The organism is Dyadobacter sp. 3J3, from assembly GCF_009801115.1.
In the GTDB taxonomy this organism is placed as follows: Bacteria; Bacteroidota; Bacteroidia; order Cytophagales; family Spirosomataceae; genus Dyadobacter.
Window position 1 is genome coordinate 1 of sequence record NZ_VTOL01000032.1, and the last position, 20,149, is coordinate 20,149.

Below are 20,149 nucleotides of genomic sequence, written 5' to 3' on the forward strand. Positions count from 1 at the left end.
GCAACTTTATAACCAACCTGATATCAGGGTTGATTGCTTATTGTTTCTTTCCCAAAAAGCCTGCCATCAAATTTGAAACAAGTAATACAAATCAAATTACTCTATTTTAAAATCGAACTCAGGTTAACAGCTTTATCGGCGAGAGCTGCGGATATCAATGCCTGTTCGCCCATTAGCGTAACGATACCATTGATCTTTGGATTTACTTCTGTAATCCTGTCAAGGTGAGCTTGCACAACTTCGACGGATGATATTTCTTTATGGCGGATGAGCTTTGCAAGTGTGGTAGCTTCCTGATAATAAATCGGATCTGTGTTACTGTTTGATTGATTTTTCATGATATTCAGCGTTTTCTTTTTTCTTGTTTTTCAATAAGTTAAACATCTGTTTCTTCTCAGATGCCTTGCAAAAGTAGAGGCTTGCAGCCCTGGAAAACGAAGCTAAATGACACAATTTGACGTTGATATTTGTCACGGTTTTTTGAAGAAAGGGATAAGAATTTGATATTTTATTTAACATACAGATCAGAACAAACACAGGAAATTTATTAGTGCACATTCGTGTATTCGTGGCTTGAACCAAGCGTAAGCCTGACACATGAAATAGTGACCTGCTTTATCAAAGTTGTTTCAGTCAATGAAAAGTGAAACTCCGTTTACTAACTGTATCTATGATTTTATGGTCGTTTCATAACTTATTGTTAAATTTTGATAGCAATGGTAAATTGTGTGTAACTTACTGTTAGTCAGATAAAATAAATCAATGTATATATGAAAAGGGTAAACTTTATCACAGCATTGCCGGCACTTTTTGCAGTACCGTCCATCGCATGGAAAAACATTGCAAAAGTCTTTTCGAGAAGTGAAAAGGGCTTTAAAATTTCCGCCGGAGAAGGAAGAATTCACGGACATATTCAACTTAAAGGTGTCAACGCCAATATGCTTGATGTTAAAATTTCAGGAAGTGATACGAATGGAGATCTGGCTATTTTTGAGCAAACATCGCTCTCGCAGGGCAAAGGTACGCCGATGCACATACATCCATCGCAGGACGAGATTTTTTACGTGATCGATGGTTCGTATATTTTTAAGGTTGGAGAAGATAAGTATGACCTGAAAGTGGGCGACAGTATATTTCTGCCTCGCAAAGTTCCTCACGCCTGGACACAGGTTTCCGAAAAAGGAAAAATGCTGGTTATTTTACAACCGGCTGGGAAGCTGGAAAATTTCTTTGTAACCATGGCCGGTTTGGATCATGTGCCAGCGCAAGAGGAAATGGCAAGGATATTTAATGAAAATGATATGCAGCTGGTTGGGCCTGGGTTGAAGGTTGATTGATTGAATAATTGGGAACAAAAAACTTTGAGCATAAAAAAACCGGAGGAAAGAATTTCCGCCGGTTTTTGCATTATCCAACCTAACTTACTTTATACCCATAAAAAACTGCCCAACATCGTGCATTGCGTAACTTGCTTTTTTATTCCGCACGATCGGCATCGCATCCAGTATATCATGCGCATGTTTTTCACTTTTTGCATTGACGATAAAGACGGCTGGCTCGGCACCTGTTGTTTTTTGTTTGATAGGCGTGAGGTCAACATAGATATTTTCAAGAATTCCCACTTCCTGTAACTTTGCCGTCATTATGGCCTGATCCGTATAACCAGTCGTATCCATAGTTGCCCGGTTGCCATTGAGTGTCCACGTTACAGCATAAGACTCTATCGTGGTCCCGGCTGATAGTTTCTGGGCATTCTCGTTCCGGCGGAATATATTTCTGCCAACCTGCCGCAGGGTATATTTGGCAAGATTGTTCCGGACAATATCCGTACTATCCAGGGTGGCACGCGCCGTGATCTCATCCGCTGCGTTGATAAAAAAAGCAATAAGCGGTAATGGTGCACCGTCGCTGAACTTTCCGCGCTGGTTGTAATAAATATTTTCTACAATGCCCTGGTTCCAAAGCTTAACCAACTGTTTTTGCTGATTGGGCACATGTTCCATAGCGAGCTCACGGTTTTTGGTTACCCAGGAGGTAACTACAAAAAAAGTTTTAGTTTCGGCAGGCATCGCGGCAGGCTTAGTTTCGGCCGGGGCGCTCTGTGTATTGTCGGTTGTTTCTTTCCGATTGCTCTGGCAGGAGATCAGTGCTGTGAAGCAGACAGCACTTAAAAAAAGTATAAATTTCATAGCATATGATGGTTTAAGTTGTAGTTGTTCAATCAATATCATGAACTAACAACGGATCATATTTCCATACGGAATTACTGTCCAAAAGTAACGCACCGGCAGTGTAGAAAACTCGAAGAAATTAGCTGGATTTATAGTAGGGGGCTCTTACAATGGGTGTAGAGCATTTTGAGAGATTAATTATTAAGTCAGCTTCCTGCGAACCGAATCTTATAGTTGCTCAGGAAGCTGACGTTGAACGCAATTGAAATGAAAATAGCACTTAAACAGTCTGGTCATCAACCGATCCGCCCGGGCCATTTTTCTTGACTGATTCAATTCCATTATCCCGACCTGATGTGCTTTCGTACATTTCACTGCTGCCGATGATCTGGCCGTTTGTCGCTTTCAAGCTAAAAAAATATTTACTGTTGCTGGAAGTTTTCTTCTCGTAGCGTGCATCATCCGGCGAATTTTTCTTTACCGACTCGATCCCGTTTTCACAGGAACTTTTGGTACTATATCCTTCGCTTGCCAGAATTACTTGACCATTATCCGCTTTTAGATTAAACTGAAACTCGCCATTCGCACGCTTGGTTATCACATACTTGCCCATAATAAACTGAATTTGTGTATAGAATTTTTTTTACGTTGGTAAGTAAACGTTTTGATTCAGAAAATGCAAATTTTCTTTGAAATTTGAATATTTATAATAATTGGAGTATTACAAAACTTCAATCCGAAACGATATCCATTTTCCTGAATTCCGTAGGCGTAGTCCCAGTATATTTCCGAAACTGTTTACAAAAATGGCTTTCATCCGTATATCCAAACTCATCCGCAATTTCTGATAGTGACAGCTGACTATACAACAGCCGCGCTTCAATGAGTTTGATCTTGTGTTTGACGATGTATTGTTTTAAAGATTCGCCGGTTTGTTTTTTAAAAAAGATGCTGATATAGGCAGGGGCATAGTTGAAAACCTTCGCCAGATGTTCCATCGTCAGTTCTGCCGGATTGTAAATATGCTGCCTGACGTATAACAGTATAGGTTCCACAGAGTCTTTTGATGCTGGTTTCGTAACGGTTCGTCCTAATAAATTGCGGGCGAGAATTACCATCATACTTTGCATCAGGCTATCCCGGATTGTTTCAAAATACTGCGATTGATGATTTTCATATTCTCCTTCCAGAATCGTCAGCAGGTTATGAAGTTTCAGTTTTTCCAGTTTATCTTCCACAAGGGAACCGCGGCTTTGGGACGAAGTATACAGCAAAGCCTTCCTGATCTGCTGCCAGGGGCTGTTCTTTTCTGTTGTTTGATTTTTGTTGAACAACTCATTAAAACGTATAAAACAGAATTCTGTCAGGTTATCGATTTCAAAATCATGAAAATCTTCCGGCCCCAAAAGAAAAACATCGCCTTCCTGATACCTGAAAGTATTCCCGTTGATATTATGAATCCCCTTACCTTTCAGTATAAAAATAATCTCGAAATACGTGTGCTTGTGCACCGAATGCATCCACTTTTCCGCCTCAAAATGGTAGATGTTAAAAGGCGTATGAAGTATGTATCTTTTCATAATTGGACGGCATAGTGACAAACATACCGATAAATATTAGATTTTTACAACGAAGCAAATTCCCTGTCTGGTTAGTTTTGTATCAGCATAGCCAGTTATGCTGATACAAAATTACTACTCTATGAAATATATTTTCCTTTCAATTGTTATTTTTATAAGCGTTTTCACACTTTCTTCTATGAGGAAAGCCGATGAGTGGACGGTTCTTTTGGACAAAGATCTGTCACAATGGGAGTCTTACCTGAGCTATCGTCATAAAAATGGCTATAATGGAAAAATACCGAAAGATTCCTCGGGTGCAGATATTGCACCGATTGGTTATAACAAGGATGATACGCATGTTTTTTCAATATTAAATGAGCCCGGCGGACCGGTGCTTCGGGTGAGTGGCGAAATATATGGCTGCCTTATTTCCCGTGCGGTATACAAAAACTACCATCTGAAACTTCTGGTGAAATGGGGAAAGGATAAGTTTGAGCCGCGGAAAGAGAAGTTACGTGATTCGGGTATTCTGTATCATTCCATTGGACCTGCCGGTGCGGAATATTTTCGTTCCTGGATGCTTTCACAAGAATTTCAGATCATGGAAGGGCATATGGGCGATTTCTGGTGCCAGGCAAATTCAGCCATTGATATCCGTTCGTATCCTTCGGAAGGTGTCATGAACAGGGTTGCTGATGCAAAACAGCCTTTTGGCGTGTTCAAATCGGGAGGTGATTATTTTTGTCTCCGCTCTGTTGATTATGAAAAACCAGCCGGAGCATGGAATACACTGGAACTGATCTGTGTTGACGGGAAAAGTCTGCATATCGTGAACGGACAGGTGGTGATGGTTCTGCAAAACTCGCGGTATATTGAATCCGATGGAAAAGAAGTGCCGATGACCAGCGGCAAAATCCAGCTGCAAAGCGAAGCCGCTGAGGTTTTTTACAAAGACATCCGCATCAAACCGCTCGCAGCCATGCCAAAAGAATACGAAAAGCTGTTTCTTTGAAACAGTTGCTCGCCCCGATTTGCAATCGGGGCGTTGCTGGTCAAGCGTTTGTAACGCGATTAAATGAAATAGCGTTGCAAACGCTAAGCCATACAACCCCGATTGCAAATCGGGGTTCGCGGCGTCATATTAATCCAAAAATCACATGGTCGTCTGCATTCGGTTTTCGTCTAAAATTTGTTTCTTGCATAAATCTGGCAGCTTGGGTATCTAGCCGATTGCCGACCGCCGAAAGCCGACAGCCAACTATGACCGATCTCGAACAATACCTCCATGCCTATTTCACCTTTGATCAGGACGATCTTGTGAAAGTGTCGGCACTGTTCAAAAAGAAAACTTTGAATAAAGGCGATTATTTCCTGAAGGCGGGCAAAAAGTGTAATCAGCTATGTTTTATCCAATCCGGGCTATTACGAATTTATGCAGATGTTGATGGCAAGGAAGTGACGCAATGGATATCGACCAAAGGTTATTTTGTGGCGGATCTGTCGAGTCTGTTGTTTCAAAATCCGACGCGGTGGAATATGCAGGCACTGACGAACCTGGAAATGTTTGTGATTGAACGGGCGGATTATAACAGGTTAGGTGATATCATTCCCAAATGGCCGGAAACGGAAAAGTTATTTCTTGCGCATTGTTTCACGATGATGGAAGACCGTATTTTTTCATTTATTTCAATGACGGCCGAGGAGCGTTATCATTTTTTATTCGAGAAAAACCGTGAATTATTTAATCAGGTGCCGCTGCAATACATCGCCTCCATGCTTGGTATGACGCCCGAAACCATCAGCCGTATCCGGAGAAAGCAATTGTCCTGATCTTCGTAAACCAGTTTCTCAAAAACTCCTAATTTTCGGCAAATTCATTTTCTTGATTTTTGTCAAGTAACCTCGCTTCACTGACCGGTACTTTTGTAACATACCAAACCAAGTCAGCAATTATGTTTTTAGGACATTACGGTCTCGCCCTTGCAGCGAAGAAAGTCGCTCCCAAAGTTTCCCTTCCAATGCTTTTCATAGCCGTAGAATTTGTAGATATCCTGTGGCCGTTTTTATTGATACTGAATATTGAAACCGTAAAAATACAACCCGGTTTCACCGAAGTGACGCCTTTCGAGTTTGTCCATTATCCCTATACGCACAGTCTTTTTATGGGAATTGTCTGGGGACTTATCGTTGGCGGCGGCTACTGGCTTTTAAAAAAGGATGTCAAAAGCGCAGTCATTGTCGGTCTTGCAGTGTTGAGCCACTGGTTTCTGGACGTTGTGGTCCATACCGCGGATTTGCCTCTGACGCCTTTTGGTGATTTCAAAGTCGGGATGGGTTTATGGAATTATAAGATGATCACCATATTACTGGAAAGTATTATCTTTTTCGGCGGTGTTTATATTTATTCAAAAAGCACGAAAGCCATCAACGCCCAAGGTACTTGGGGACTGTGGATCATGACCGGCCTTTTCATCCTGGCCAACGCCTACAACCTGTTCGGTCCGCCACCAGAAGATAATATCATCGTTTTGTTTGTTTCCTTTGTTGTTTTGCAGCTGATTGTGCTTGGGTTGGCTTGGTGGGTTGATAAGAATAGGAGGATGGTTGAGGCGAACTAATACAAAGTGCGCAGCGTGCTTTTAGTACACTGCGCACTTTGACCGGCGAATATTATCTGTAAAACAGGACGTTCAAAATTACCTGATAACTATAAACGAGCTGCTTGCCTCCTGCTGTTTCGTGCGGATTTTAATATAATAGGAACCTTGCTGCGTAGCAAGTCCTGGCAACGATATCTGCTGATTTTCAGGTAGTATATATTTTGTATTTTGATACACCGACCTTCCCTTCTGATCATAAATACGAACCGAAATACTTTCTTTATTAGTATCTCCTGCCACGATAAAAGCAAGCTCTTTGCCTGAACCCGGGTTGGGAAATGCATGAACCGTCAGTTCCTGATGATAGCCCTTCACGGCAATAATCCTGCTGTAGGCAAAACTTCCGTCCAGGTCAACCTGCTTTAAGCGGTAATAGGTATAAACGGTTTCTGCATTGGGATCTGTGAACTGGTAGGATACGTTTGCGGCCGAATTTCCCTGACCTTTTACAGATCCGACAGCCTGGAATCCTGTGGCTGGATTAAGCGTCCGTTCAATCTCAAAATAATCATTATTTACTTCACTGGTTGTGATCCAGTCCAGTTGGGTTTGTCTGGCATCAAGACGCTTCCCACTGAAACTGATCAGCGTTACCGGAAGCGGTGACGAAGGGCACGAAGAACCGCAATCCTCAACAGCGCGGGTGCGGGCATTAGGCATTTTACTGCCCTTTCGGTTTGTGACAAAAAGCGCGGTGTAATAACCGGGCCTTGTTCTGGCAAGCATCTCATCGGCCTTCTGTTTTGTTTTTGAAACAGGAGGATCAGGAAGCCCCGTTGATTTTGTACCGGAGGCTGCGAAAGAAGCTGGCACCAAAGCCATCCAGCTTGCAAAAACGATAAGCACAATCCGGACAAACCGGTTGCCATTCATAGTATGGATAGGCATGAGGATCGGTTATTGGGCGTTTTTGATAATATCCCAGCTAAAATAGGAAGGATTCTGAGTTACTCTGCCGTCAGATAGTTGCGAATAAGTGAAAATTTGTAAGGTCTCGTACAGAATACTATAACTTTCATTAAGTCCCGCACATCCGTTTGCACAATCTCCTGCTGCGCTGGCAGAGAAATTTTTGATTCCTGCAGTACCCAGTAGAATTTTATACTTAACCTGAAGATTATTATTCTGATCCGACCCCAGAATAATCAATTCAACCGTCTTCAATCTAGATCCGCTTACCTGATTTTGCAGCAATTTTGTGGAAGCAAGATTAGTAAATGTAGTGAACGAAAAATCGCCGAATGTTATTTTCCCGGCAGTAATTCCCGTAGGTCCGCTAGTAATATTCTGATCACTACCGAATTGGATACTGCTTACCTCCATGTAATTTTTTAGTGTCACGGTTCTTCCATCATCGGTGGCCTTGTCTGCAAACGGACTAGCATTCGTGGTTAGTTCATTATTCTTGCTATCAATACATTTAATAAACATCTTTTGGGCCATAACGGTCCCGGTAAACAAAACGGTAAATAGCAATCCCGCAAGGGCAATGTAAATTTTTTTCATACTGTAAAGCTGGGAGATTTTTAAAAATGGTTGAAGTTTCCTGTCGAAATCATAACAGTTACCAAAAGTAAACATACCACCCAACTATTTACATTAAAATAGGATTTAAATTACTGATTATTAGCTGTGTTTTAAGCGTGTGAGACGCAAGCGGTGGATTGTGGATCATGACCGGCTTTTTCATCCTTGCCAACGCCTACAACCTGTTCGGTCCTCCACCGGAAGATAATATTATGGTTTTGTTTGTGTCGTTTGTTGTTTTGCAGCTGATTGTGCTGGGGTTGGCCTGGTGGGTGGATCGGAATAGGGTGATGGTTGGAGAGTGAGTTTGGTTTTGATTCCGAAGATTCGGAAAAAGCATAATATGGCAGCAAATTAACACTCCGGCATACCGCGATATACCGGAGTTTATTACTCTCTCTTTTTACAAATTCAACAATTCCGTATGATAAATCCCGGCTGGTTCCTGAATTAAAGCCGGAATTTCTGCAACAAGCTTTTTTATGTAAGGCTGCTGATCATGCAGGTCCAGACCTTCCTGACTTTCCCATATTTCGTGGAAAATGAAAATCTCGGGGTTTTTTGTACCGTGGTGCAAATCATATTGCAGACAGGCTTTTTCTTCTCTTGATTTTTCAACCAGGTTCAAAAGCATGGCGCGTACTTCTTCGATATGTTCAGGTTTACTTTTAAAAACGACTGTTAAATTAATTTGCATGGAATTTCTGACTTATAAAAGTTTGATTTTTTCTCTCTTATGAAACAGCAAATAAGCCAAAATCAATGGAAAAAATGTAAAAAAGCCGAAACCATTTTTCACCGCACTGTACACGGAAATACCTATACAGATGCCAATAAGGAGTGCATTGATCAATTTATTGTTTTTTGCCTTTTTTTTCTCTTTCAGTATTTCCTCGTCGGTCAGTTGGTTTTGTTCCATATTTTCAATTTTCAGAACCCAGCAATTACTCAAATAAGTGGAGCAAAAATTAGTCAATAATATTGATTTTGCAATGGCTTATCAATCATCCGGTTACCGAGTTAAACGGTAATAGCCAAAAGCTAACTTAATGGATATTCTTTACTGTCCACATCGCTCCGTTTTTAGTAGTTAATTTTTCCAGCTTTCCCTGTGCCGTCAAATCGTTTAATAGCTTCTCACTATCCGTCCTTTTCGTGTCTGTTGTTTGTGCATATTCGTTCACTGTCAAGGAATTGTATTTCAAAAATATGGAATTCCAGTCTTTGTTATATGGCGATTTTGTGGCTTCCGGATAAAGTTTGAGAACCACACTTTCCAGGAAATTATATGTTTTCGAACCATATACGAATTCCTGTTCTCCTGCCATATTGGTAAAAATCATGGTTGGAAATCCTCTGACACCTGAATCTTTTCCAATCTGTACATCCTCCTCAAATAATTCCTTGGCTTTGCCTTCGTAATCGGTTTTAAATTCTAAAATGTTTAGCCCGACTTTTTTTGCAGCCGCTTCCAGATATTCCCATTTGGTAATATTTTTCTTTTGCAAAAAGACCATTTCCCTGATCTCACGAAGAAATAAAATGGCCTTATCCTTGTTTTGCATCTGAGCCGCCTTGAATGCAATCGATGGTGGATAGGAGGAATGGAGCGGATCTTCCAGCCAGATATCGCCGTCTATGGGCATATCGTAATGCACACTTACTTCGTCCCAATGCCCGGCTACGTCCGACGGTTTGCTGATCTGGCCACTGTTATAACTCCAGTCTTTGAGCAAACCGCCCATTTTATATTCAATTTCAAGATCATTTCCGTATGCCAGTTTCAGCTTTCGCCATTGCGGTTCAATTCCCCAGCAAGAAGAACAAATCGGGTCTGTAAAATACAATATGCGCAAAGGCTTTTCAATTGCCTGAGGTGTTTCAAGGGCTGTGGTGTCTTTTTGATCAACGGCAACTTCGCAAAGACCGCTTTCAATGTCACACAGTAAAGGATTTGTTTGTTCTTGCATCACATTTTGTTTTGAGGCTTTATCTTTGGGTAAAGTTGAGGACTTAATCTTGTGTGCGCAATAAGTCAGATATTTATGACTACTAAAAACGAACTGCCTACGAATGAAACTTGTCCCGCACAAGCACTTTTAAAGTCGCTTTCCGGGAAATGGAAGCCAGAAATATTTCGTCTGGCTGTTGACGGTACGCTGCGTTTCAGCAGTTTGCTTCGCCAGATTGAAGGCGTCAATAAACAAACCCTGGCCGTTGCCCTGAAAGAGCTTGAAGCCGCCGGACTGCTGCAAAAAAATGTGATCAGGCAAAAACCTTTGCACATTGAATATATACTTACCGAAAAAGGGCAGTCGCTCATTCCTGTTTTTCAGCAGCTGGAAAGTTTTGGGTAGGGTGGTTGATATTTGCGGGTGTGTTATGCTGGCGAAGAGGTTTTAAATAATCTGATATCTATTTTCTTTTTGTAAGGAAAACTATTCTGCTAGATAGTTGGTTATTTGCCAACTATTTAGCAGAATTAGGAATAGGATTAAAAAAATAAGGAAATGACACAGCCACAATGGTTTTTGATAGAAACAGAGCAGGAGTACGAAAGCGCTCTTGCCCGGTATGAACAAGTAAAACGAGCTTCAAAAAATTCTGCTGATCACAAGGAAAAGATCCTTTTGGTACATCTCATTTCAGAGTATGAAAAGGAAAACCGCAACTTGCCGGATGTTGATCCCATTGAATTAATCAAAATCAGAATGGCGGATTTTGGTTATAAATCCGCAGACCTCGCCAATGAATACGGCGACAAGGGAACAATCAGCAAAGTGCTGAACTACAAACAGGCACTTTCGCTAACCATGATCCGTAAATTCAGCAAATTGCTGCATATTCCTGCGGATGCTTTGATTAAGGAGTATGAGTTGGTTGGGTAGGAGTATAGCCAGTAAGATTATCAGTGATATTGGTTACATTTGCAATGTATTCTGAACTCAGTCTCGAACTGCTAGTAGGAGTCATCCGGGATTCCGTTAGGTTTCCCTTTTTTTATAGCTGAACAATATAGTTCACTGAGTTATTTTTAGTTTACAAACAACGAATTCAGATAGTTTACCCATTGTAACTTTATAGCGAAGAATCTTCCCAATTACTTTAAAGTCCGTTTCGAACGGTAATTAATATAGAGTACGCAGTACTCAGAAGAACATGACGTACAATGGGAGATTTGATTTTGACTAGCATGAAGACAAATAATCTTTCTTGGAGCTATTAATAAGTTTGGTAATACATTTATATAAGTTAAGTAGATTTACTGACGGGTGTAATTTTAAATCAAAGCCCCAAGAACTTCAAAATGATCAAAATTATCTTTGCCTGTTTTGTTACCAGCTTAAATTTACCTGAATTTTTAAAAGGTGTTGCAAAAGAAATATACGTCACAACAAAAGAGGTAATCCCTGCCATAATCTTAGGATGTATTTTTTGGATAATGTATTGCTCTTTACAGCCTCATTTAATCCAGTTTTCTGATTTTTTGTTTAATAATATATCGAACCAAGAATTTTTTTACAACCGGTCAATTCTATGTCTAGTTATTCTAATATATACATGCAGTTTAGTATACAAAGAGATATTTGATGCAAAGCATCCAAAGCGTCTCACAGGAAAATCAATTATTTTAACAGCAGTAGTAGGAGCAATATATTATATAACGGTAAGAAACGATCAAGAGATTTTACTTTTTAGCTTCTTCAATATTTCCGACTTTTACTTACTAGATATTCTATTATTAACCGTTTGCATGAGCTTGTGGAGTTACAAATCGAATGCAAAAAACATACACGTAACACACAAACGTATTATAGAAGATTCTATTCATGTTGATTTTAAACACGATAAATTGTTTAGAAGCAAGCAAGTAAAAGAACTTACAAATCTCATTAAGGAAAGTAACCCTGACAATGCAATTAGCATTTCGATTACAGGAGAATGGGGGGACGGGAAATCTACGTTTCTATCTTTTGTGGAAAACGAATTAATGAATAATGAAAATATAGTTATAAAATTTAATCCGTGGTTAGGAAGACAAAATATATCAACTACTGGAATTTTCTTTGAAACGTTACAAGAAGAACTGAGTAATTATGATTCCCGCACGGCGGATAAATACACAAATATTCAAATAATATTTTATTAGTAGCAATTGAAGATTCATTTGTGCTCAAGGCGATTAAATTGGTACTAGGCAAATTTATTCCGAGTCCTAGTTTTAAAACTATATCACAACAAAAGGGCGATATTAATCGCTCGCTCCGTTTAATTGGGAAAAAAATTATTGTATTTATTGACGATTTGGATAGAGTGTCGCCAGAAGAAATATTAGATGTATTGAATCTAATCCGTAATACCGCTGATTTTCAAAACACTATTTTTCTTGTTGCTATGGATTTGGATTATATCAAATCCTCACTAAACAGTCAGAATAATTTGTTAAATGTTGATAAATATCTTGAAAAAATATTTCAGCTTCAATTTGTTCTTTCTCCAATAATGTTTGACACAATCAAGCTTTTATTAGAAAAGGAATTAGATACATTATTAGAAATTAATAAGAATTTAGGTCTTCCCCCTAAATTTTCAGAGAACTTCAAGGAAGCACTAAGCAAAATATCCTTCCAGCCTGACATTGTAAATGGCATTCCAGGAATAAGCTCTTACGATAGGCCAGGAATATTAGAAGAATCACTAACAAATATTCGGGATATAAAAAGGTTCTTAAATAGCTTCACCATGACCTATAAATTGTTCATTGGAGAACTTGACATGCTGGATTTAATTTTACTTGAATTGTTAAAACTAAAATTTACTCATTTTTATTTGCAGTTATCGAAGGGTAGATTTATAGTGTTTGATGACGTAGATAGAGGGAAATGGAAACTAGATGACCAAACTTTTACTGAATATCTAAAAAGGAATAATGATTCTCAACTTCTGGCAAAAATAGTTACTAAAATCTATAAAACCCCCGAGACCACAGGTCAGGTACTTTCAAAAATTCCAGCTAATAAAAATCGTAATTCACTAATATTTATTGATAATCATAAGAAATATTTTAATCATGATCTTTTTGGTGATATATCAATAAATGCATTATTAGAGGCAAAAACCAATGGACTTTCTGGTTTAGAGAATTTCTTTGAACAAATTGTTAACGTGGATTCAAACGATAATTATACTAATGAAGAACTTGATTTTAGTTTACAATTTAAAATTGGGAAATTTTATATGTACTTAATTGGCTTTTCCAATTCTGGGGAAGACAAAATTGAAATAATTCATTCAATTAGGTTTATAAAGCATTTACCTAAATTTTATTTACCACAAGTATTACGAACGGAAATACTATTATTATGCAGGCAAGATAGTTATTTGGACATAACTTCAAAATTATTGCTGAATATTTTTGAACAGCAAGATGTGAAATTAAAATTTAAGTTAGAGCTTGATAATGAGATGAGGAAGAATTTTTCAATTCTTTTCTATGATGAATTTTGGCCAGAATGCTGTTTAAGATGCATAAGATCGTTGTTTGCGAATCTAAATATAAATGAAGAGACCGATTCAAAGTTACAAGAGGAAATTTATGTATTATTTATCAAATGGTTACACTACTTTTTAAAATATGATAAGTTAAAAGATGGTATTGAGATGGAAAATTTTAAGCGTTATTTTATGGTAAATCCTAAAATTTTACTCGTGGGGATTTTTGATTCTTATAATGTTAGAGAAAATCAACTTTCTATTTATCCTAATATAATTAATTTTTTTCAATTTTGGGACATGAATAAACAGCCAATTGAAAATTACCGTGATTTTCTAAAAATGCATATTGATGATTATGAGTTAGCAAGAAGGTATTATATGCGGATTAAACTATATAATTCATTAGAATATGCTGATAAACTTGAAGAAATTCAACTTCACGTAAAAGAGTACAAAGAAGCGGTGTTCAAAGATAATTTAGGTTATTTATTAGGTTAAAAAACGAAATAACTAAGTTCAATAGATTGAATAATATGAAGACGGATAAAATTTATTACCATATTCTAAAGGAACAATTAAAAAGTCAAAAAGCATCATATGAAGAGTTATTAAGTACAATTGATTGGCAAATCTTTCGAGAAAAAATATTACGAAGAGATCAATATAAATGTACCAATTGTGAACAAGAACCAACGGAATATTCTTATGGTCAGCATTTCCAAAAGCTAACATCTGAGGAAAAAACGCAACTTATAATTCTCAATGAGATTGAATATAATTCCAGAAAACCGGACCTTATATTTAAAGGCAGGGCAATAAAGCATAGAAAAGCGATACCAATTACAAAAAAAGTTGATAATGCAGTAGTTATGCATGTTCATCATAAATTTTACATTCTAGACAAGCTTCCATGGAACTATCATGTTGAAGATTTAACGACATTATGTAATATTTGCCATACCGATTTTCATAAGAATAATAAAGTGCCGTTTTATGAAGATGAAAGAAAATTGATTAAACTAGACTTGACAGAATGTCCAAGATGCAACGGAGAAGGTCATTTTGATGAATTTAAACATGTTTATGGAGGTATATGTTTTTATTGTAAAGGAGCTAAATACATTGAGCTTATGGGTAGTTACAGATAATGAAATCAAAAGTCGGTCCTATAGGGGAATATATTCGATTTTTGTATCGATTTCCTCACTCCCCCCTCACCTCCAGCAACCCCTCACTCCTCAAATAAACCTCCTTCAACCCCTGAAAAACGTCAGCGGAAGGCTCTTTCCACATCCCTCTTTGTGCGGCTTCGAGTAATCTTTCGGCGATGGCGTTCAGGGCCCATGGGTTGCTTTCAGCGAAAAACTGCTGCATGTTGGCGTCCAGGGCGTAGGTTTCTGCCACTTTTTCGTACATCCAGTCGTCTAGCACCTGCGCCGTGGCATCATATCCGAAGAGGTAATCAACCGTGGCCGTTAGTTCCAAGCCGCCTTTGTAACCGTGTTTTTTGATACTTTCCAGCCATTTCGGGTTCACAACCCTTGAACGGAAAACACGTAACGTTTCCTCTTTCAGGTCGCGCACCACCGGTTTTGCCGGGTTTTGCGAGTCGCCGAAATAATGTTTTGGCTGCTGTCCGGTAAGGCTGCGTATGGTCGCAATCATGCCGCCATGGAATTGCAGATAATCGTCGCTGTCGAAAATATCATGTTCGCGGTTGTCCTGGTTGTGGAGCGCCACCTCCACGCCGGAAAGACATTGCTGAAATTCACTGCGGGCATCCACACCCTGCGCGTTCTTCGTATAGGCATAACCGCCCCAGTTGACATACGCCTGCGCAAAGTCTGCATCGGCATGCCAGTTTTTTTCATTGATCAAAGGCAAAATCCCCGCACCATAAGCCCCAGGAGCCGCCCCGAAAATCCGGTAACTGGCCCGTTCCTCGGCATCTTCAATCGATAATTCGTTATCTTTTTGTAGTTCCGCCAGATCTTTCAGGTAATGTTTGCGGACAAAATTCTGGTCGAGCGGTTCATCCAGCGCAATCACCAGCTGCACGGCTTCGTCCAGCAATTCGATCAGATGCGGGAAAGCATCACGGAAAAATCCGCTGATCCGGCTGGTGACGTCAATACGCGGACGGCCCAGTTCTTCCAGCGAAATAATTTCCACGCCGGTAATGCGGCGACTTTCAAGCTGCCAAACCGGCCGGACGCCCAGCAAAGCCAGCACTTCCGCCGCATCGTCGCCATGGGTACGCATCGCCGAAGTGCCCCAGATACTGATCCCGACACTTTCCGGGTACCGGCCCGTTTCTTTCATGTGGCGTTCCAAAACTTCCCGTGCAAGCTGCTGGCCCACTTGCCAGGCCGCTTTGGAAGGCAACGCGCGCGGATCGACGGCATAAAAATTCCGGCCTGTCGGTAAAATATGGGCCATACCCCGCGTAGGCGCACCACTCGGACCGGCAGGAATATACCCGCCGGAAAGTCCGTGCATGAGATTGGTAATTTCTTCATCCGTCCGCGCCAGATTGGGTACCAGTTGTTTGCAGACAAATTCCAGTACCAACCGGATTCCGGCCAAACCGGGAGCGGCAGGGGACATATCCAGCGTTTCATACAATACCTGATCGATGGCTTGCGGATGAAAACGATGCTGCATCAAAACGCGGAACAAATGATTGCTCAGCTCATCCATAATTTCCAGCGCATCCGCCGCAGTAACAACCGGACGGCCAGCCAGCGATAAAAAATTCGCCGGAACATGGTCTATTTTCTGACCTTTTTTGCTTAAAAGATCGTCTATTTCAAAGTTAAAAATTGACGCCATTTCGGATTGCAAACCGGGCACGGTGGCATTGGGAAGCCGGGTCAGCGATTGCAGCATATCCACCAGCGCATCACCTTCCGGCATTTGTCCGAGCGTATGCAAACCGTTACGGATCTGCGCCGCGCCGAGCTCACACAAATACCCGTCGATATCCTCGATCAGGTGGGCAATATCCTTTCCATCCATCTCCGCCAAACTCGCCGGTACACCTTCGGGCGTCATATCATCGTCCCAGTCGTGCTTGTGGTCGCCATGATCGCGGCTCAGCATCGCACCCAGATCTGCATCCAGATTAGTCTGTTTGATCAAATCCCAGATCTGACGTTGCAGCAAAGGCAATTTCGACGGATCGAGCATTTCCACCTGATAATATTCGTCAACCAATTGCGTCAGCTGCGCGAGTTCGCCATAACTGTCCGCGGACGTCATAGGCGGCGTCAGGTGATCCACCACCACGGCATGGGCACGGCGTTTTGCCTGTGAACCTTCGCCAGGATCGTTGATAATAAAAGGATAAAAAAGCGGCAGATCGCCCAGAATTGCATCCGGAAAACAGTTTTCCGATAACCCGATCCCTTTGCCCGGAAGCCATTCCAGCGTTCCGTGTTTTCCCACGTGCACAATCGCATCGGCACCCCAGCCATCACGCAGCCAGCGGTATAATGCATAATAATGATGCGTAGGGGCAAGGTCGGGTTGGTGATAAATCGCATCAGGATCCATCCCATACCCACGCGGTGGCTGCAAGGCCACAAACGCATTGCCAAGATCAAGTCCGGCGAGCGCGATATGGCCGTCATGCACATAGGTTTGTCCCGGTGCCTGTCCCCATTGTTTGGTCATTTTCTGACGTAAAACTTCCGGTAATTCGTCAAACCAACGGTTATATTGTTGAAACGGAACACGGCCCGCAGCGTTGGAAAGTTGTTCGGGCGTGAGGTAAGTCTGGTCGTAAGAACAGCGGTCAATCAACTGATGAATCAATTCTGTTCCCGTAACCGGCAGATTTTTGATCTGATATCCTTCTGATTGCATCGCATGCAGCATATGCATGAGCGAAGCCGGGGCATCCAGCCCGACTGCATTTCCAATCTGTGAGGCTTTTGTATTGGAATTGGTGAAGATAAAGGCAATCTTCTTTTCTGAATTTTTCAAATGACGCAAGCGCGCAAAACGCATGGCAATACCAGCCACACGATCGATGCGGTTGTCCAGTGCTTCATAACCTTTTGCCTGTTTTTCTTTTTCTTTGAAAGAAATCGGAACGGTAATAATGCGCCCGTCAAATTCGGGAATCGCGACATTCATGGCGGTATCCAAAGTACTCAGCCCGCGACTGGAAGATTCCCAGGCGTTGCGGTTCATGGTACTGGAAATGGCCTGGATAATGGGCACATTGAGCTGACTTAATGCTTTTTCTGCACCCGTGTTTTCGGAACCAGCCTTTTGAATATCGGTAATAGCCAGCGAAACGGTATTGACCAAAACATCAATATGCACCCCTTTTTCTCCATTAAAAAACTGAAAGGCAACCGGCTGTCCGGAAACCGGATCCGTCACTTTTAGGGAAGACGTGAAAATGGGCAAAACATTCACATCACGGTCTTCCAGCGCACGAACCATCGCGTCGATGAAAGCCGTATTTCCACTCGTCCAGTGCGAGCGGTAAAAAGTGATTCCCGCAGTGGGGTGGTTTGGGTTATATCTTTTTTGCCAATCCGAAAGATCAGCGTTTTCAGGCAGATCCGGATGGTAAATGCCATGTTCAGGTAAGGTAACGGGCGCATCAGAGCCGAAGCCTGTCATCAATAAATGATCCGAAAGGTAATAAAGCAACGAGGTGAAATTGGTATAACCACCTGCCTGCAAATACAACATGGCGTCATGAAGTATCGCTGGTGAAACCGTGGAAGCGGCTGCAAAATCAGGATTCAAATCGCCTGTTCCACTAACCACAATAAGATGTTGTCCATTTTTTTTAGCTCGATTGATCAACTCATTAAACCCCGGAATAGCACTCGGCCGACCGAGTATCCGTAGAATAATAATTTGTGCCGCTGCAATTTCACCATCAAGCAACTGCGCCATCTGCGCTTCACTTTTTACAGCCATTAAGTTGATACCTAATGTTTTTGGAAAATCATCGGGCAAATCCTGAATGGTTCGGTGAAGTGTCAGTAAATCTGTATCGGCATGAGTAAGGAAAACAATTCCTTCCGTCGGCAACGGTGTCTGGCCAATTTTTGTCGAAGCTTCGGAGCCTTTCCAGGTATAAAATTGAAATACATTTTCAGACAATTCCGCAGGCGGAACCAGAAACCGATCCGCCGTGATCATGGTGTCGATGTAATCAAAAATAGCAATAATCTGCCAGTCGCTATTCACCGAATGAAACCAGACAGAATTCCCGTCAAACAAAAGCGTAACGACATTCGCCAACGTACACGGACCCAGACAACCGCCTTTTGTCATATGCACCACATTCCGCATTTTACGTCTCAGCCATTCACTTTTGTACAATTCAACCGGTATGGGCGCATAACCACGATCTACCCGGCCGCAACAGCAAGCGTTATAACAATAAGACAAATGTCCCCGGCGCTGTACAAGGTTGATGGATTTCCCGTCTGCACGGGTGATGCGTTGGCGTTTAATTTCTGACATAAGTTGTTAGGCGTTGGCTAATAGCGGTTAGCTTTTAGCGTGGACGTTAGCGTGTTTTTAATAAAAAGAAAGACTCCGTATAGGAGTCTTTTTAGGTTGATGGTGTGTAGGGTGTTACTAATGTTTTGAAGCAATGGTGTTTTGAACAAATTCCTCAGAAACTTTAAGCAGACTGGCAATTTGAGAAACAGTATAATTATCCGTTTCCCATAAACTCATAATGAATGAGACGGTTGCTTTTTCAACTCCTTTCTCAATACCTTTCTTCTCAGCCTTATCGAGTACCATTTCTCTAATTCCCATACTTTTTTGATTTCCGGTTAGCTCTCCAATTTCTTTATCAAATTTAACATTATATCCTTGATCTGCAAAGGTTATGTAACGTTGCAGAAAGATCAGCAGATCATCTACTTTCTTCTTTGGAATCTTTCGCCGGAGCAAATTTTTGGCCAGCGAATATTTAAGATCGAACAAACTTTGATCATCCAGCTTTTTCTTTTTTAATGCCAGTAAAACCGTTAATACAACGATTGAAAATGGATTTTCATTTTCAATCAGTGCCGTTTCATCTTGCTCAATGATTTTATAGTTGTTGAATTCATAAATAATTTTCGAACCGAGATATTTATATTCATAAACACCGGGATGAAATTTCTTGTTCGAATCTGTGAAGATCGCAATGGCTGTTACTGGTTTTCCATACTTGTCAAGGATACGATAAAAGTATGTAAACATCCGTTTAGCAAAATCCTTGTCATCATATCCCTGCACTTCAATATGGACCAGAATCCAGTCTTCTTCTCCGGTTTTTGTGAAAACCTTTACAAGCTTATCAACAAATTTGGGCGGTTCAATTTCTTCGGTCGGGAAGAGCTGTTCAAGTTCTTTATCTAAAAATTGAAAACCTCTTTCCAGGTCGAAAAGCTTTTCCGCGTCTTCGAAGAAGAAACGCAAGAAATCATCACAGATATTTTCTAAAATGCCTTTCCATAGTGTGTCGTCTTTTTTCATTTATAGATTTTAAGTTGTGTGTGTTATGTCTCTTCTTGCATGCAAAGCAAAAAAGGAAAGGGCAAAGTTCGCAAAGAGAAAGCTTAGCGTTCTTTGCCCTTTCCTTACCTGCTACTATATAACTTCTTCATGCTGCCTCAGCCATAAGCCTTTTTAGTGCCCTTTCTAAATTTGCAATTTTAGCCAATCTGTATTTTTCTCTGTATTCGTCTTGGTCGAAAGGAAT

19 protein-coding genes are annotated in these 20,149 nt (G+C 40.8%); 9 read left to right on the forward strand and 10 right to left on the reverse strand.

Features of this window, described 5'->3' with window-relative positions:
- Positions 1-101: 101 nt before the first annotated feature.
- A complete protein-coding gene (locus tag FZF08_RS30805; RefSeq protein WP_159478568.1) occupies positions 102-338 on the reverse strand; it encodes an amidase family protein in 237 nt (78 codons plus the stop codon).
- A 432-nt stretch (positions 339-770) separates the two neighbouring features.
- Here FZF08_RS30805 and FZF08_RS30810 point away from each other — a divergent pair, with 432 nt between their 5' ends.
- Entirely contained in the window at positions 771-1,337 is a 567-nt protein-coding gene (locus FZF08_RS30810) for a cupin domain-containing protein (protein WP_159478571.1), read from the forward strand.
- Positions 1,338-1,421: 84 nt separating this feature from the next.
- Here FZF08_RS30810 and FZF08_RS30815 read toward each other — a convergent pair whose 3' ends face one another.
- The 3 genes from FZF08_RS30815 to FZF08_RS30825 form a co-directional block, all read right to left on the reverse strand.
- Positions 1,422-2,189 carry a hypothetical protein gene (locus tag FZF08_RS30815; RefSeq protein WP_159478574.1) on the reverse strand — a complete coding sequence of 256 codons (768 nt, stop codon included), beginning with the start codon at positions 2,187-2,189 and terminating at the stop codon, positions 1,422-1,424.
- 262 nt (positions 2,190-2,451) lie between these two features.
- Positions 2,452-2,784, reverse strand: a complete 333-nt coding sequence (locus FZF08_RS30820) for a YegP family protein (protein WP_159478577.1) — start codon at positions 2,782-2,784, stop codon at positions 2,452-2,454.
- A gap of 118 nt (positions 2,785-2,902) precedes the next feature.
- Positions 2,903-3,751 carry an AraC family transcriptional regulator gene (locus FZF08_RS30825; RefSeq protein ID WP_159478580.1) on the reverse strand — a complete coding sequence of 283 codons (849 nt, stop codon included), beginning with the start codon at positions 3,749-3,751 and terminating at the stop codon, positions 2,903-2,905.
- Positions 3,752-3,872: 121 nt separating this feature from the next.
- Here FZF08_RS30825 and FZF08_RS30830 point away from each other — a divergent pair, with 121 nt between their 5' ends.
- The 3 genes from FZF08_RS30830 to FZF08_RS30840 are packed head-to-tail and all read left to right on the forward strand — an operon-like array spanning position 3,873 to position 6,351.
- Positions 3,873-4,745 carry a DUF1080 domain-containing protein gene (locus FZF08_RS30830; RefSeq protein ID WP_159478583.1) on the forward strand — a complete coding sequence of 291 codons (873 nt, stop codon included), beginning with the start codon at positions 3,873-3,875 and terminating at the stop codon, positions 4,743-4,745.
- Positions 4,742-5,563 (forward strand): Crp/Fnr family transcriptional regulator, encoded by an 822-nt coding sequence (locus FZF08_RS30835; protein ID WP_229216775.1) that lies wholly within the window; start codon positions 4,742-4,744, stop codon positions 5,561-5,563. The genes FZF08_RS30830 and FZF08_RS30835 overlap by 4 nt, the downstream gene beginning before the upstream one ends.
- 59 nt (positions 5,564-5,622) lie before the next feature.
- The gene (locus tag FZF08_RS30840) at positions 5,623-6,351 is read left to right on the forward strand and encodes a hypothetical protein (RefSeq protein ID WP_229216776.1); all 729 of its coding nucleotides are present in this window, start codon (positions 5,623-5,625) and stop codon (positions 6,349-6,351) included.
- 78 nt (positions 6,352-6,429) lie between these two features.
- On the opposite strand, the gene FZF08_RS30845 is transcribed toward FZF08_RS30840, so the two are convergent.
- From FZF08_RS30845 to FZF08_RS30860, 4 genes are all read right to left on the reverse strand, one after another.
- Positions 6,430-7,281, reverse strand: a complete 852-nt coding sequence (locus FZF08_RS30845; protein ID WP_159478586.1) for a T9SS type A sorting domain-containing protein — start codon at positions 7,279-7,281, stop codon at positions 6,430-6,432.
- A gap of 9 nt (positions 7,282-7,290) precedes the next feature.
- Positions 7,291-7,899 (reverse strand): type VI secretion system tube protein Hcp, encoded by a 609-nt coding sequence (locus tag FZF08_RS30850; RefSeq protein ID WP_159478589.1) that lies wholly within the window; start codon positions 7,897-7,899, stop codon positions 7,291-7,293.
- Positions 7,900-8,323: 424 nt separating this feature from the next.
- A complete protein-coding gene (locus tag FZF08_RS30855) occupies positions 8,324-8,617 on the reverse strand; it encodes a putative quinol monooxygenase (protein ID WP_159478592.1) in 294 nt (97 codons plus the stop codon).
- A 349-nt stretch (positions 8,618-8,966) separates the two neighbouring features.
- Positions 8,967-9,890, reverse strand: coding sequence for a DsbA family protein (locus FZF08_RS30860; protein ID WP_159478595.1), 924 nt, complete (start codon positions 9,888-9,890; stop codon positions 8,967-8,969).
- Between the two features lie 75 nt (positions 9,891-9,965).
- Here FZF08_RS30860 and FZF08_RS30865 point away from each other — a divergent pair, with 75 nt between their 5' ends.
- The 5 genes from FZF08_RS30865 to FZF08_RS30885 all read left to right on the forward strand — a co-directional run bounded on the left by FZF08_RS30865 (position 9,966) and on the right by FZF08_RS30885 (position 14,564).
- Entirely contained in the window at positions 9,966-10,277 is a 312-nt protein-coding gene (locus tag FZF08_RS30865) for a helix-turn-helix domain-containing protein (RefSeq protein WP_159478598.1), read from the forward strand.
- A gap of 153 nt (positions 10,278-10,430) precedes the next feature.
- Positions 10,431-10,808, forward strand: a complete 378-nt coding sequence (locus tag FZF08_RS30870) for a type II toxin-antitoxin system HigA family antitoxin (RefSeq protein ID WP_159478601.1) — start codon at positions 10,431-10,433, stop codon at positions 10,806-10,808.
- A 419-nt stretch (positions 10,809-11,227) separates the two neighbouring features.
- Entirely contained in the window at positions 11,228-12,070 is an 843-nt protein-coding gene (locus tag FZF08_RS30875; RefSeq protein ID WP_159478604.1) for a P-loop NTPase fold protein, read from the forward strand.
- A gap of 20 nt (positions 12,071-12,090) precedes the next feature.
- Positions 12,091-13,914: a P-loop NTPase fold protein gene (locus FZF08_RS30880; RefSeq protein ID WP_159478607.1), complete on the forward strand. Its 1,824-nt coding sequence runs from the start codon at positions 12,091-12,093 to the stop codon at positions 13,912-13,914.
- Positions 13,915-13,949: 35 nt separating this feature from the next.
- Positions 13,950-14,564 carry a hypothetical protein gene (locus FZF08_RS30885; protein ID WP_159478610.1) on the forward strand — a complete coding sequence of 205 codons (615 nt, stop codon included), beginning with the start codon at positions 13,950-13,952 and terminating at the stop codon, positions 14,562-14,564.
- Positions 14,565-14,619: 55 nt separating this feature from the next.
- Here the strand turns inward: FZF08_RS30885 and cobN are convergent, their stop codons facing one another.
- Entirely contained in the window at positions 14,620-18,912 is a 4,293-nt protein-coding gene (gene cobN, locus FZF08_RS30890; RefSeq protein ID WP_159478613.1) for a cobaltochelatase subunit CobN, read from the reverse strand.
- A 117-nt stretch (positions 18,913-19,029) separates the two neighbouring features.
- Positions 19,030-19,923, reverse strand: coding sequence for a hypothetical protein (locus tag FZF08_RS30895; protein ID WP_159478616.1), 894 nt, complete (start codon positions 19,921-19,923; stop codon positions 19,030-19,032).
- Positions 19,924-20,149: the final 226 nt, after the last annotated feature.

Bases quoted from the DNA above. Each gene is read 5' to 3' on its own strand.
- FZF08_RS30805 (WP_159478568.1), bottom strand. From the start codon at position 338: ATGAAAAATCAATCAAACAGTAACACAGATCCGATTTATTATCAGGAA.
- FZF08_RS30810 (WP_159478571.1), top strand. From the start codon at position 771: ATGAAAAGGGTAAACTTTATCACAGCATTGCCGGCACTTTTTGCAGTA.
- FZF08_RS30815 (WP_159478574.1), bottom strand. From the start codon at position 2,189: ATGAAATTTATACTTTTTTTAAGTGCTGTCTGCTTCACAGCACTGATC.
- FZF08_RS30820 (WP_159478577.1), bottom strand. From the start codon at position 2,784: ATGGGCAAGTATGTGATAACCAAGCGTGCGAATGGCGAGTTTCAGTTT.
- FZF08_RS30825 (WP_159478580.1), bottom strand. From the start codon at position 3,751: ATGAAAAGATACATACTTCATACGCCTTTTAACATCTACCATTTTGAG.
- FZF08_RS30830 (WP_159478583.1), top strand. From the start codon at position 3,873: ATGAAATATATTTTCCTTTCAATTGTTATTTTTATAAGCGTTTTCACA.
- FZF08_RS30845 (WP_159478586.1), bottom strand. From the start codon at position 7,281: ATGCCTATCCATACTATGAATGGCAACCGGTTTGTCCGGATTGTGCTT.
- FZF08_RS30850 (WP_159478589.1), bottom strand. From the start codon at position 7,899: ATGAAAAAAATTTACATTGCCCTTGCGGGATTGCTATTTACCGTTTTG.
- FZF08_RS30855 (WP_159478592.1), bottom strand. From the start codon at position 8,617: ATGCAAATTAATTTAACAGTCGTTTTTAAAAGTAAACCTGAACATATC.
- FZF08_RS30860 (WP_159478595.1), bottom strand. From the start codon at position 9,890: ATGCAAGAACAAACAAATCCTTTACTGTGTGACATTGAAAGCGGTCTT.
- FZF08_RS30865 (WP_159478598.1), top strand. From the start codon at position 9,966: ATGACTACTAAAAACGAACTGCCTACGAATGAAACTTGTCCCGCACAA.
- FZF08_RS30870 (WP_159478601.1), top strand. From the start codon at position 10,431: ATGACACAGCCACAATGGTTTTTGATAGAAACAGAGCAGGAGTACGAA.
- FZF08_RS30875 (WP_159478604.1), top strand. From the start codon at position 11,228: ATGATCAAAATTATCTTTGCCTGTTTTGTTACCAGCTTAAATTTACCT.
- FZF08_RS30885 (WP_159478610.1), top strand. From the start codon at position 13,950: ATGAAGACGGATAAAATTTATTACCATATTCTAAAGGAACAATTAAAA.
- cobN (WP_159478613.1), bottom strand. From the start codon at position 18,912: ATGTCAGAAATTAAACGCCAACGCATCACCCGTGCAGACGGGAAATCC.
- FZF08_RS30895 (WP_159478616.1), bottom strand. From the start codon at position 19,923: ATGAAAAAAGACGACACACTATGGAAAGGCATTTTAGAAAATATCTGT.